This window comes from Marmoricola sp. URHA0025 HA25, assembly GCF_054059435.1.
Genome location: NZ_JBSSCD010000001.1, coordinates 2,988,773 through 3,000,680 on the forward strand (window position 1 = coordinate 2,988,773; position 11,908 = coordinate 3,000,680).

Genomic DNA, 11,908 nt, shown 5'->3' on the forward strand with positions numbered 1-11,908 from the left:
GAAGAAATCCTCAGCGGCCGTGCAACCGTGGGCGGGGCAACGGCGTTTCACCCTCGAGAGCCCCGACAGGGGGCCGACGGACCGGGCCGGCGGAGGTACGGGAATGACGGAAGCAGCGGGAGTGCGCCAACGCACCGAGCCGCATGACTTCGCTGCCTACGTCCAGGCGCGCCAGCAGGCGCTGCTCGGGTTCGCCATCCTGCTCTGCGGCAACCGCGCCGACGCCGAGGACCTGCTGCAGAGCGTGCTGGGGCGGGTCAGCCTGAAGTGGGACCGGCTGGTCGCCGGCCGCGGCGACGTCGACGCCTACGTGCGGGCTGCGCTCGTCAACGCCAACCACAGCCTGTGGCGCCGCGCCTTCCGGCGCCGTGAGCAGCCCACTGCGGAGCTGCCCGAACCGCCGGCCACCGGAGCAGGCGATGACCTGGACCTGTGGGCTCGGGTGCTCCAGCTCCCCGAACGCCAGCGCCAGGTCGTCGCACTTCGCTTCTACGAAGGCTTGAGCGTGGCCGAGACTGCGGCCGCGATGGGGTCGAGCGAGGGCACCGTGAAGAGCCAGTGCGCGCGAGCCCTCGCGCGGCTGCGGGTCGTCCTCGAGGAGGAGCGATGAACGAGAACGAGCTGCAGGAGACCCTCCGGCGAGGGGCGAACGTCGAGCCGTCGTACGACGCCCTCGGACCCAGCCTGCGGGCCGCCCGGCGGATCCGCGCACGCCGTCGAGGCGCGTCGGTGATCGCCTCCGTCGTCGCCGTGCTGGCAGCGATCGTGCTCGTCTCCCGCCTCAGCTCGCCGTCGGACCGGCCGCAGCCGATCGCCCCGACTCCCAGCCCGAAGCACACCGCGACGATCTCGCTCTCGAGCCTGCCCGGCCTGCCGCTGCCGCCGCTGGACCGGCTCGACACGGACTTCGTCTTCCACGGTGCCGACGGACGGAGCTTCGAGCTTGCAAGTCCCGACACCCTCGCCGACGTCGAGCCGAACAAGGTGGAGGGTGCCGCCGGCCTGGTCACCCTGCACCGGACCAGCACGGGCTTCTCCTTCGCGATCGATGGCGGCCAGCCGCAGCAGGTCGTGACCGCGGGCCCAGGTGAGGACTACCGGGCGCTCGCGTCCGGGCCGGGTGGCGCCGTGTACCTGCCCGGCGCACCGGGCCAGCTGGTGGTCGTGCAGCCGGACGGACACACCGCGCACGTGCCCCTGCCGGCGAGCAGGGTCGACGACATCGAGGCCACCGCGGGCTACTACTGGGCCGTCTGGAACCACCGGATCTGGCGGCTGGACCCGGCCGACGTCGCGGCGGGTTGGAACGACCTGGGGCCCGGCGACTCGATGTCGGCGCTCTACGCCTCGCGCGCTGTCTGGGTGCAGGTCTCCGGGGAGTGCTGGGACCTGCACGACGAGGCGTCGTACAAGGTGCTCTGGCAAGGTTGCGCCGGCCAGGTGGTCGACTACGCCAGCCCGGACGGCCGGTACGCGCTCCGGACCGGCGACGCCCGTCCCTCCGACGACGGCTCGCTGCTGCAGGTCGTCGAGGCGAGGACCGGCCGGGTGGTCCTGCAGGCCGACGCGGGTGCGGGTCGCACGGTCGTCGTGGGCGACCCGGGGACGTGGGCGGGCGACGTCGTGATCGCCCGGCTCGACGCCGACTCCGAAGACGGCCGGGAGGCAGTGGCCTGCGACGTGGCCGAGCTGAGCTGCGGGAAGGTGAGCTTCCCCGACAACGTGTTCTGGTGGGGCACGCCCTACACCGGCTGAGGACGTCGCGGCCTCGTCAGTGCCGAGACCGTCTCGCGACGGCGAGCCGGCCGTGCGGACGCAGCCTCAGCGTCGCGACGTGCAGTCGGCGCTCGTCGCCGACCCGTCCCGCGGGCCAGGCCGCGTAGGCGAGCATGAGCCGCCCGCGCGGTCCGCGGAAGGCCGACTCGCCGCCCGGGCCGGCGACGCCGCGGCCGCTGGACAGCAGCGGGCGCCGCTGGGTGCGGCGGCAAGGACCGAGGACGGACCGGCACCTCGCGTAGCCGATCGCGTAGTGCCGGCTGTACCAGCGGTTGCCGGAGTAGAAGAGGAAGAGCCGGCCGCGGTACCTGATCATCGACGGGTTCTCGATCACCGCCCCCTCCCAGCCCCGTGCGGTGCGCAGCAGCGTGTGGGCGTGAGACCCGCGCTTGAACGACAGACCGTTCCGGCCCAGCTGCCTGATCCGGAGGGTCGTGCTCACCCGGCCGGGGATCCCCTCGGTCTTCCACAACAGGTAGCTGTGCCGGCCCGAGCTGAACACGTCCGGGTCGATCGCGCTCTGGTGACGCAGGCACACGAGCGGCCGCGACCGGTGGTGCCGGAACGGGCCGAGTGGCCTGGCGGAGGAGGCGATCCCGATGCAGCGCCTGCCGGGGTGGCGGCGCAGCGGCACGGCGTACGCCGCGAGCCACCGGCCGTTGGGCGCCCGACCGATCGCCGGCGCCCAGATGGGCAGGAACTGACGTCGTCCCACCGGGTGGCGGGCGGCCCAGCGCGGTGCGCCGACCATGGCGTCGTTGGTACGCCGAGGTCCGGTTCCGTGCGCGCGGCGGGCCCGCCAGACCCGACCGTCGACCGAGGTGAGCATCGGCAGCGAGCGGCGGGCGATCGTCGTGCTCGAGGCGATCCACAGCCGCTTGGTCCGGAAGACGTCGGGATCGGGGAAGGAGCCGCGGTAGACGTGCCCGGCGTGGAACCGGTCGGGCCGGCCCGCCGCGAGCACCGGCTCGGCCACGACGGTCAGGATCAGCAGGAGGGAGGTGAGGGTGACGGTCAGGACGGTCTTCGGTGAGGTCACGAGAGGGCAGAGCTTTCGGTCGCGCGGGCCTGGGGACGCCCAGTATGGGAGGGATCGTCCCCAGCGGCTGCCGAATCGGAACATCGACCAGCGAACTGGAACGTGTTCTAGGCTGGCCCCCATGAGCACCGGCCACATGCCCCTGCCCGCGGGCGTCGACACCACCTATCCGCCGGCGCCCTGGCACATGCACGGCCAGCTGTGGCTGTCGCTGTTCCGGGTGCGCGAGGGCGACCATCCCGACCGCGCTCCCGGCGTCTACGGGGTCGCTCTGGTCCGGTACGACGAGCCGAGCCCGCTGACCTACGGCGAGCTGCTGGTCGCCCACCTCGTCGCGACGGGAGCGCCCGGCAAGGCCGCGAAGGCGGTGAGCATCACCGACATCTGGGTCGACTCACCGGCGTCGGTGGCCGGCGGTCGTGCGCTCTGGGCGATCCCCAAGGACCTGTGCGACTTCAGCCACCGCACCGAGCGTCACGGACTGCTCACGCATACGGCCTGGAGCGCTTCGCTGGGCGACCAGCCGATCGTCTCCGCCAGGTTCGTGGACGCGTCGCGCTTCGTTCCCCGGGTGCCCTTCAAGGGCGACACCTGGCAGCGCCGGGACGACGGCGAGGAGGTCACCGCCTCTCTGACCGGGTCGTCGAAGGCCGCGCCGTGCCGGGCGCACTGGGACTTCGACCGCGCCGGGCCGCTCGGCTGGCTCCACGGGAAGCACACCCTTGCCTCGTTCCGGCAGGCGGACTTCCGGATGTCCTTCGGCTGAGCCGGCTCAGGACACCGGGGCGTCCGGGTCCGGGTGCACGCCCGGCGCCGCCACGCCGCCGGTCAGGGAATCGGGGTCGATGTGCAGGTCGGCGTGCGGCGCTGCCGGTCCCTCGGCGTGATCGGCGGCTGCGCGCCGCGCGCTGTCGCGGATCTCGAAGAGCTCGGTGGCGAACCCGCCGACCGTGCCGGCGACGTCCTTGACGGCGCTCGTGAGGATCGTGGCGACCTGGCCCACCGCGCCCGCGGCGGCCTGGACGGTGTCCTGGACGGCATCCTTGCGGATCTCGGCCTTGCTCAGTCGCTCGTTCATGTCACCAGTCTGTCGTCCACACGGCGTCGCGGGCAACGTGGCGCCGATCTCAGCCTGGTGCGACGGTGTGCTCGCCCGCCGCACGGTCGAGCGCGTCGCGGAACACCGGTACCTCGGCGTACAGGCGTTCGACGGCCTCCCGGCCGAAGTGCAGCACGGTGAGCGGCGTCGCCGCGACCACGGTTGCCGACCGCAGCTGACGACGCAGGATGGCGAGCTCCCCGATGACGTCTCCGGCTCCCAGGCGGGCGATCGCCTGGCCGTCGCGGCGCACCTCCACCTCTCCGCGCAGCACGACGTAGGCCTTGTCCGCCGGGGTGCGGTCCCAGATCAGTGACCAGCCCTGCGGCACGGTCACCACGTACCCGGCCTCGACCAGCCGCTGCAGCTGCTCCTCGGTGGCGCCGGCGAAGGTGCCGAGCGAGCTGAGCAGCTCGACCGCCCCAGCCACGTCCGCACGCGGCGCCGGGCCGGTGGAGGTCATCCCGCGGCGGCCCATCACGCAGCCGCTCGATCTGCGGTCTGCGCCCGTCGTGGCTCCGGCCTCCCGGCCGGCTTCCGGTTCGGCAGCGAGAGCCGGAAGATCTTCCGGGCCACGCTGCCCAGCTGCTTGCCGAGCCCACCGGTGTTGTACTCCAGCCCGTACTTCTCGCACAGCGCGCGAACCTCGACCGCGAGCTCGGGGTAGCGCCGGGCCGGGATGTCGGGGAACAGGTGGTGCTCGATCTGGTGCGAGAGGTTGCCGCTCATCAGGTGCAGCAGCTTGCCGCCGCTGATGTTCGCCGACCCGAGCAGCTGGCGGTAGTACCAGTGCCCGCGCGACTCGTCCTCGCACTCCTCCTCGGAGAACGTGGCCACGCCGGCCGGGAAGTGGCCGCAGAAGATGATGTTGAACGCCCAGATGTTGCGGACCAGGTTGGCCGTCGCGTTGCCCGCGAAGGTCAGCGGGAAGAGCGGGCCGGTGAGCGCCGGGAACAGCAGGTAGTCCTTGAGCGCCTGGCGGCGGACCTTGCGCATGATCCCGCTGTGCAGTGCCTTGTTGTCGGCGAAGGTCCGCTTGCCCTTGACGATGTTCTCGACCTCGAGGTCGTGCATCGCGACGCCCCACTCGAAGAACACCATCAGCAGGAACGCGTAGACCGGGTTCCCGAGGTAGTACGGGTGCCACTTCTGGTCCTCGTCCATCCGCAGGATGCCGTAGCCGATGTCGCGGTCCTTGCCGAGGATGTTCGTGAACGTGTGGTGGATGTAGTTGTGGGAGTACTTCCACTGCTCGCCCGGGCAGACGTTGTCCCAGTCGTACATCCGCGAGTTCAGCTTGGGATCGCCCATCCAGTCGTACTGGCCGTGCATCACGTTGTGGCCGATCTCCATGTTCTCGAGGATCTTCGAGATCGAGAGGGCCGCCACGGCCAGCGGCCAGGCCGGGGGCAGGTAGAACAGCGCCCGGCCGGCCACCTCGAACTGCTGCTGGCGCTTGACGACGTTGCGGATGTACGCCGCATCGGTCTCGCCGAGATCGGCGATCACCCGCTGGCGGATCGCGTCCATCTCCTTGCCGAACTCGTCGAGCTGCTCGGGGGTGAGTGTGAGGGTGCGATCCTCGGTGGTTGAGCCTGTCGAAACCATGGTGTCTCCTCAGAGGTTGACGGCGCAGTCGCCCACGGGCGACGAGACGCAGATCCGGATGTCCTCATCAGGCAGCGAGCTCTCCTCGCCAGTGAGGATGTTCTTGACGGTGCCTTCGGTCTTGGTGGTGACGCAGGAGAAGCAGATGCCCATCCGGCAGCCGAACTCCGGCTTCAGCCCGAGCGCCTCGGCCTGCTCCAGGAGGCTGGCGCCGGTGTTCGCTGACGACCGACCGGCCTTCGCGAAGGTGACGTCTCCGTCGGCCGTGCCGCTCGCGACCGCGGGCGGCTTGAAGAACTCGACGCGGACCCGGTCGCTCCCGTCGTACGCCTCGCGCACCAGCTCGACGAGGCCGGCCGGGCCGCAGGCCCAGGTGTCGGTGTTCGCGAAGTCGGGGACGAGCCGGCGCAGCTCGAACTCGCTGAACCGGTGGTCGCCGTGGCGCAGGTGCACCTCGACGTGGTTGTCGTCCGCCGCGATCCGGGCCAGCTCCTCGGCGAAGATCTGGTCCTGCGGCGAGCGTGCGTAGTGCAGGAAGGTGACCTTGCGGTTGGCTCGCCCGTCGCTGTGCCCACGTCGAGGGGCATCACGCAGCAGCGTGCGGACGATCGACATCGCGGGGGTGATCCCGGACCCGCCGGTGATGAAGAGCAGGTGGTTGTTGGTCGGGGTCGCCGCACTCTCGTGGAGGGTGAAGTCACCGTCGGCCTGGCTCAGGTGCAGCATCTGGCCGACCTTCGCCTCACGGACCAGGAACTTGCTCACCTGACCCTCGTCGTGCGCACGAATGGTCAGGGCGATCCGCTCACCCGGCAGGGACGCCGGGGAGGAGATGGAGAAGCAGCGGGTCAGGCGTCGCGCGCTGCCGGGCAGCTCGACGCCGACCTGCACGTACTGACCGGCCCGGTGTCCGCGCCAGGTGCTGGTGGGCTGGAGGGTGAGCGTGGCCACCTCGGCAGAGTCGCTTCGGGGGTTCTCGCGGTGGATGTCGACGACGCGGGCACGCACCTCGGTGGCCGCCCACATCGGGTTGACCATCTCGAGGTAGCGGTCGACCCCGTGCGGCGACGTGAGCGCCGCGAGGGTCTTCGAGCCCAGGATCCGCTCGGCGAGGGTCATGACAGCTCCGGAAGTTTCGGTGTACGTGCGTTCACTGAAACTATGACGGGGTGTCAGAACCGCGGTCAAGCGGATCCGGCGTGACGCCCACCACGGTGCACGGCTGTGCACCGATGATCAGGTTGCGGAAGTCACTACGCTGGCCCGGTGACCGAGACGACGGCCGAGGGCCCGGCGCAGACGCGCGGGGAGAAGAAGGAGCGGACCCGCCGGGCGATCCTCGACGCGGCGCTGCGACTCAGCGAGGAGACCGGTCTCGTCGGGCTCTCCCTGCGCCAGGTGGCCAGGGAGGTCGGGATCGTGCCGACCGCGTTCTACCGCCACTTCGCCTCGATCGACGAGCTCGGCCTGGAGCTGGTCGAGGAGTCGTTCGTCTCCCTGCGCGCGATGATCCGCGACGTACGACGGGGCAACCCGCCGCTCGAGGAGATCGTCGACCGCTCGGTCGAGGTGCTCGACGAGCACGTCCGGGCCCGGCGCGCGCACTTCACGTTCATCGCGCGGGAGCGCTCCGGCGGCTCCGCCGTGGTCCGAGCAGCGGTGCTCCAGCAGTTCGCGCTGTTCGAGCGCGAGCTCGCCACCGACCTGGCCCGGCTGCCGATGGACGATTGGTCCGGCGAGGACCTGCAGGTGCTCTCCCGGCTGATCGTGGTGGCGATGGTGGGGGTGGCCGAGGAGATCCTGGAGTCCACCGAGCGCGAGCGGGCTGCGATCACCCGACGCGCCCGCACCCAGCTGCTGATCGTGATCGTCGGCGCGCAGAACTGGCGCTCGCGCACGCCGGACTGATCAGACCGCGGGCACCCGCTCCGCCAGGCCGTCGCCGAGGTCGCCCTCGGCCATCTCGGGGATCTCGCCCTCCTGGGCCGGCAGCCGGCCGGGGATCACTGTCGCCAGCACGAGCACGACCACGCCCAGCCCCGCGCTGACCATGAACGCGCGGTCGATCCCGTCGATCAGCGCCGGCTTGAAGGCCGCTGAGGTCACCGCGATGCCGGCCGTGAACGACGCCAGGATGGTCAGCGAGATCGCACTGCCGACTGCGCCGGCGATCTGCTGGAGCGACCCGAGCAGCGAGCTCGCGTGGGAGTACAGCTGCGGCGGCACGGCTCCCAGCCCCAGCGTGAACACGGGCGTGAACACGCACGCCAGGCTGGTCATCATCAGCACGTGGGTCGCGACGATCTGCCAGAACGGCGTGTCCAGGCCGACCTGCGTGAACAGCGTCAGGCCGACCAGGATGCCGACCGCACCCGGGATCACGAGCGGACGCCCGCCCACCCGGTCGAACACCTTGCCGACCTGCGGACCGAGCAGGCCCATCGCCAGGCCGCCCGGCATCATCAGCAGGCCGGTCTTCAGGGTGCTCAGCTCGCGCGCGCTCTGCAGGTAGAAGGGCAGCAGCACCAGCGAGCCGAGGAAGCCCATGAACGCGACGACCATCAGCGCCAGCGACAGCGTGAAGGTGCGGTGCCGCAGCGTGCGCAGGTCGAGCAGCGGGGAGTCCGTGCGCTGGAGGCGGATCTGGCGGAGCACGAACAGGGCGACCACGACCAGTGCGCCGGGGATCAGGAGCTGCGGAGCCACCGGCTGGTCCTTCGCGCCCGATCAGGCTCAGGCCGTAGACCAGGCTCCCGAAGCCGAGGGCTGCGCCGACCACGCTCGGGATGTCGATCGAGCCGGCCGTCGGCTCACCGACGTTCTTCAGCCGCGAGAGCCCCGCGAGCGCGATCAGCGCCGCGACCGGCAGCACCAGGCCGAACATCCAGCGCCAGGAGAGGTACTCCAGGATCAGGCCGGACACGGCGGGACCCATCGCCGGAGCGACGGACATCGCCAGGGTCACGTTGCCCATCACCCTGCCGCGATCGCTCTGCGGGACCACGGACATGAGTGTCGTCATCAGCAGCGGCATCATCACCGCGGTGCCGGACGCCTGGACGACGCGGGCCACGATCAGCACCCAGAACATCGACGCGGGCGCGAGCGCCGCCAGGAGCGTGCCGGAGCAGAAGACGACCATCGAGAGGCCGAACGCCTGCCGGGTCGTGACCCGCTGCAGGAACCAGCCGGTCACCGGGATGACCACCGCCATCGTGAGCAGGAACGCGGTGGTCAGCCACTGGGACGCCCGCTCGGTGACCCCGAACTCCACCTGGAGCCGGGGCAGCGCGTTGACCATGATCGTCTCGTTGAGGATCACGATGAAGGTCGCCGCGACCAGCCAGCGGAGCACGGCGATGTCGCCGGTGCTGGTCCTGGCTCCCGCGGTCGGAGCGGCTGAGTCGTGTGACATGCGAGGGTCCTTTGCAGTGCGGGGCGGCCGGGCTCTGGCCCGCCCGGAGAAACGCGGTCACCAGTACGACGAACAGCCGCGGGCGAATCCGACATCGGCGACGTCAGAAACCTACGGGACCCCGCCGACATCCTCGACCGATTTTCGGGTCCGGTGAGTGCCGGTCAGCGCGGGCGGACCACCAGCTCGGGGATCGTGGCGTCCGCAGGCAGGTCGAGCACGTGCAGCACCGAGTCGGCGACGGTCCCGGGTCGCAGCCACCGCGAGGCGTCGTACGTGCGGCCCTCCTGCTCGTGCACCTTCTCCTGCATGGGCGTCGCCGTGCGACTGGGGAACACCGTGGTGACCCGGACGCCGCTCTCCGCCTCCTCGGCGCGCAGCGAGTCCGCGAGCGCGCGGAGGCCGTACTTCGAGGCGGAGTACGCCGACCAGAGCGGGTGGGCGGTCAGGCCCGCTGAGGAGTTGACGAACACCACGGTGCCGCCCGCGGCGCGCAGCGCGGGCAGGAGCGGCGCGGTCAGCACAGCTGGTGCGGTCAGGTTCACGGCGAGGTGGCGCTGCCAGGCGTCGACATCGAGCTCCGCGACCGACCCGAGGTCGACGGTCCCGGCACTGTGCACGAGGGAGTCCAGCCGCTCGAGGTCCTCGGCCAGGTCCGTCGCCCACCGGGTGACCGCGACGACGTCGGTGAGGTCGACGACGGCGCGGGTCAGCCGCACGACGCGGTCGCCACGCGCGGCGAGACGGTCCGCGATCTCCAGGCCGATGCCGGAGCCCGCGCCCGTGACCAGGTGAGTGCGGGTCTCAGAGGACACGGGTGCCGTACATCTCGCCGAGCGGGTCGGCGATGAGCTCGAGCCGGGCGCCGTTGGGGTCGCGGAAGTAGATCGAGGTGCCGCTCTCGCTCTGGTACTCGACTCCGGCCTCGTCGAGCCGGTCGCGCAGCATCGCCCACTTCTCCGGCTCGACCGAGATCGCGACGTGGTGCAGCCCGCCCAGGACCTCGGCGTAGGGCCCGACGTCGAGCCCCGGGAAGTCGAAGAAGGCGATCAGGTTGTCGTTGCCGATGTCGAAGAAGAAGTGGTTCGAGCCCGGGTAGTCGCGGTTCTCGAAGATGTCGGTCAGCGGGAAGCCGAGCAGGCCCGAGTAGAAGCGCACCGTCTCCTCGACGTCACGGCACACGATCGCGAAGTGGTGCAGCCCGCGTGCCGTCGATGCCGGGCGTTGTCCCTCGTCGGCCAGGTAGGTGGACCGGATCCGCTCGCGCTCGACGCCGATCGCGTCCAGGTCCAGCTCAGCCATCGAAGGCGCCCCCGTCCCAGGTCTCCAGCCGGACGAGGTCGGGCACCTCGGCTCGGGTCAGCTTGGTCAGCTGCTTCACAGGCTTGCCCATCGGTACGACGCACGCAACGGCGAACTCCCCCGGGATGCCGAGCAGCTCCTTGACGCCCGGCTCCTCCGCGACCGCCATCGTGGTGATCGTGCCCCCGAACCCCTCGTTGCGAGCCGCCAGCAGGATGTTCCAGACCAGCGGGTAGACCGACGCTCCGGCGACGAGCCCGACCCGGTCGAGGTCCTGGTCGATCGCGGCGACCAGCCGCAGGTCGACGCACACCACGAGCACGACGGCGGCCTCCCTCAACGGCACCGTGAAGCTGTCTGGCACCTCGGTCGCCGCGATCTCGGCATCGGACAGCGCGGTCGGCTCGACCGGGTTCCATGGGCCCTCGCCCGCCTTCCGCTGGGCGACGTACCGGCGGACACCGGGCTGGGTCAGCCCGACCAGGGCCTCGCGGGTGCGCTGGTCGCGGACGAGGACGATCCGGGTGCCCTGCCGGTTGCCGCCGCTCGGCGCGAACCGGGCGTTGTCCAGGATCCGGTGCAGCACCTCGTCGGGGAGCGGGTCATCGGTGAACTCCCGGACCGCGGCCGTGGTCCGCATGACCTCGTAGAGCTCCACCGTGGCCTCCTGACCGCTGCGCTAGCGAGTGAAGACGATCTTCCCGAACACGTCACCCTCGGCCATCGCGGCGAACCCGTCGCGCGCCTGCTCCATCGGCAGCTCCCGGTCGATCAGCGGTCTCGTGCCGGTCGCGTCCAGGAGGTTCACCAGGCTCGCCAGCTCGGACGTGGTGCCCATCGTCGAGCCGACCACCTTGAGCTGCAGGAAGAAGATCCGGGTCAGCTCGGCGTCGTCGAGGTTCGGGCCCGACGTCGTACCGGAGATGACGATCGCGCCGCCGGGCCGCAGCGCACGGATGGAGTGCGACCAGGTCGCCCGGCCGACCGTCTCCATCACCGCGTCGACCTTCACGGGGAGCCGCGCACCGGACTCGAAGACCTCGTGCGCGCCGATCTCCAGCGCGCGCTGCCGCTTGGCCTCGTCGCGGCTGGTCGCGAGCACCTTGAGGCCGCCCGCCCGCGCGAGCGTGATCAGCGCCGTCGCGACGCCACCGCCGGCGCCCTGCACGAGCACGGTGTCGCCGGCCTTGAGGCCGCCCTGGGTGAACAGCATCCGGTACGCCGTGAGCCACGCGGTCGGCAGGCAGGCCGCCTCCGCGAACGACAGCGATGACGGCTTGGCGATGATGTTCTGCCGGGGCACGACCACGAACTCCGCGAAGGTGCCCTGGTGTCGCTCGCTGAGCAACGAGCGCTTCGGGTCGAGCGTCTGGTCGCCGGACCAGGCCGGGTCGTTGATCACGGCGTGCACGACGACCTCGTTGCCGTCCTCGTCGTACCCGGACGCATCGCAGCCGAGGATCATCGGCAGCTGCTCCTCACGGAGCCCCACGCCGCGCAACGACCAGAGGTCGTGGTGGTTGAGCGAGGCCGCCTTCACGGTGACCTTCGCCCAGCCGTCGGGCACGTCCGGGTCGGGCCGCTCCCCCAGCACCAGGCCGGAGAGCACGTCTTGAGTGTTACCAGTGTCGGTCGAGAACTTCTCGGCGTAGACGGCGAACATCTCTCG

14 protein-coding genes and 1 pseudogene are annotated in these 11,908 nt (G+C 71.0%); 4 read left to right on the forward strand and 11 right to left on the reverse strand.

Going from position 1 to position 11,908, the window contains the following annotated elements:
• Positions 1–103: 103 nt before the first annotated feature.
• Positions 104–610, forward strand: coding sequence for a SigE family RNA polymerase sigma factor (locus tag ACVW00_RS14705; RefSeq protein ID WP_457111644.1), 507 nt, complete (start codon positions 104–106; stop codon positions 608–610).
• Entirely contained in the window at positions 607–1,755 is a 1,149-nt protein-coding gene (locus tag ACVW00_RS14710) for a hypothetical protein (RefSeq protein WP_457111645.1), read from the forward strand. The genes ACVW00_RS14705 and ACVW00_RS14710 overlap by 4 nt, the downstream gene beginning before the upstream one ends.
• Positions 1,756–1,771: 16 nt before the next feature.
• On the opposite strand, the gene ACVW00_RS14715 is transcribed toward ACVW00_RS14710, so the two are convergent.
• Positions 1,772–2,815, reverse strand: coding sequence for a glycoside hydrolase family 43 protein (locus ACVW00_RS14715; protein ID WP_457111646.1), 1,044 nt, complete (start codon positions 2,813–2,815; stop codon positions 1,772–1,774).
• 121 nt (positions 2,816–2,936) lie between these two features.
• Between ACVW00_RS14715 and ACVW00_RS14720 the strand changes: the two genes are divergently transcribed.
• The gene (locus tag ACVW00_RS14720; RefSeq protein ID WP_457111647.1) at positions 2,937–3,581 is read left to right on the forward strand and encodes a hypothetical protein; all 645 of its coding nucleotides are present in this window, start codon (positions 2,937–2,939) and stop codon (positions 3,579–3,581) included.
• A gap of 6 nt (positions 3,582–3,587) precedes the next feature.
• Here ACVW00_RS14720 and ACVW00_RS14725 read toward each other — a convergent pair whose 3' ends face one another.
• The 4 genes from ACVW00_RS14725 to ACVW00_RS14740 are packed head-to-tail and all read right to left on the reverse strand — an operon-like array spanning position 3,588 to position 6,641.
• Positions 3,588–3,893: a hypothetical protein gene (locus ACVW00_RS14725; protein ID WP_457111648.1), complete on the reverse strand. Its 306-nt coding sequence runs from the start codon at positions 3,891–3,893 to the stop codon at positions 3,588–3,590.
• Positions 3,894–3,942: 49 nt separating this feature from the next.
• Entirely contained in the window at positions 3,943–4,377 is a 435-nt protein-coding gene (locus ACVW00_RS14730) for a cyclic nucleotide-binding domain-containing protein (protein WP_457111649.1), read from the reverse strand.
• A 14-nt stretch (positions 4,378–4,391) separates the two neighbouring features.
• Positions 4,392–5,522, reverse strand: a complete 1,131-nt coding sequence (locus ACVW00_RS14735) for a fatty acid desaturase family protein (protein ID WP_457111650.1) — start codon at positions 5,520–5,522, stop codon at positions 4,392–4,394.
• 9 nt (positions 5,523–5,531) lie between these two features.
• Complete coding sequence (locus ACVW00_RS14740) at positions 5,532–6,641, reverse strand: ferredoxin reductase (RefSeq protein WP_457111651.1); 1,110 nt, start codon at positions 6,639–6,641, stop codon at positions 5,532–5,534.
• 147 nt (positions 6,642–6,788) lie between these two features.
• Here ACVW00_RS14740 and ACVW00_RS14745 point away from each other — a divergent pair, with 147 nt between their 5' ends.
• Positions 6,789–7,430 (forward strand): TetR family transcriptional regulator, encoded by a 642-nt coding sequence (locus ACVW00_RS14745; protein WP_457111652.1) that lies wholly within the window; start codon positions 6,789–6,791, stop codon positions 7,428–7,430.
• Here the strand turns inward: ACVW00_RS14745 and ACVW00_RS14750 are convergent, their stop codons facing one another.
• The 6 genes and pseudogenes from ACVW00_RS14750 to ACVW00_RS14775 all read right to left on the reverse strand — a co-directional run bounded on the left by ACVW00_RS14750 (position 7,431) and on the right by ACVW00_RS14775 (position 11,902).
• Positions 7,431–8,228: an MFS transporter gene (locus tag ACVW00_RS14750; RefSeq protein WP_457111653.1), complete on the reverse strand. Its 798-nt coding sequence runs from the start codon at positions 8,226–8,228 to the stop codon at positions 7,431–7,433.
• Positions 8,229–8,415: 187 nt separating this feature from the next.
• Positions 8,416–8,937 (reverse strand): annotated as a pseudogene (locus ACVW00_RS14755) (MFS transporter); the annotation flags it as partial.
• Positions 8,938–9,101: 164 nt separating this feature from the next.
• A complete protein-coding gene (locus ACVW00_RS14760; RefSeq protein ID WP_457111654.1) occupies positions 9,102–9,752 on the reverse strand; it encodes an SDR family oxidoreductase in 651 nt (216 codons plus the stop codon).
• On the reverse strand, positions 9,742–10,239 hold the full coding sequence (locus ACVW00_RS14765; RefSeq protein WP_457111655.1) for a VOC family protein: 498 nt from the start codon (positions 10,237–10,239) through the stop codon (positions 9,742–9,744). The genes ACVW00_RS14760 and ACVW00_RS14765 overlap by 11 nt, the downstream gene beginning before the upstream one ends.
• A complete protein-coding gene (locus tag ACVW00_RS14770; protein ID WP_457111656.1) occupies positions 10,232–10,897 on the reverse strand; it encodes a nitroreductase family protein in 666 nt (221 codons plus the stop codon). The genes ACVW00_RS14765 and ACVW00_RS14770 overlap by 8 nt, the downstream gene beginning before the upstream one ends.
• Positions 10,898–10,918: 21 nt before the next feature.
• The gene (locus ACVW00_RS14775; protein ID WP_457111657.1) at positions 10,919–11,902 is read right to left on the reverse strand and encodes a zinc-binding dehydrogenase; all 984 of its coding nucleotides are present in this window, start codon (positions 11,900–11,902) and stop codon (positions 10,919–10,921) included.
• Between the last annotated feature and the right edge of the window lie 6 nt (positions 11,903–11,908).

Excerpts from the sequence above, each read along its gene's own strand:
- ACVW00_RS14765 (WP_457111655.1), bottom strand. The coding sequence starts at position 10,239 with ATGGCTGAGCTGGACCTGGACGCGATCGGCGTCGAGCGCGAGCGGATC.
- ACVW00_RS14705 (WP_457111644.1), top strand. The coding sequence starts at position 104 with ATGACGGAAGCAGCGGGAGTGCGCCAACGCACCGAGCCGCATGACTTC.
- ACVW00_RS14725 (WP_457111648.1), bottom strand. The coding sequence starts at position 3,893 with ATGAACGAGCGACTGAGCAAGGCCGAGATCCGCAAGGATGCCGTCCAG.
- ACVW00_RS14720 (WP_457111647.1), top strand. The coding sequence starts at position 2,937 with ATGAGCACCGGCCACATGCCCCTGCCCGCGGGCGTCGACACCACCTAT.
- ACVW00_RS14740 (WP_457111651.1), bottom strand. The coding sequence starts at position 6,641 with ATGACCCTCGCCGAGCGGATCCTGGGCTCGAAGACCCTCGCGGCGCTC.
- ACVW00_RS14775 (WP_457111657.1), bottom strand. The coding sequence starts at position 11,902 with ATGTTCGCCGTCTACGCCGAGAAGTTCTCGACCGACACTGGTAACACT.
- ACVW00_RS14730 (WP_457111649.1), bottom strand. The coding sequence starts at position 4,377 with ATGACCTCCACCGGCCCGGCGCCGCGTGCGGACGTGGCTGGGGCGGTC.
- ACVW00_RS14710 (WP_457111645.1), top strand. The coding sequence starts at position 607 with ATGAACGAGAACGAGCTGCAGGAGACCCTCCGGCGAGGGGCGAACGTC.
- ACVW00_RS14735 (WP_457111650.1), bottom strand. The coding sequence starts at position 5,522 with ATGGTTTCGACAGGCTCAACCACCGAGGATCGCACCCTCACACTCACC.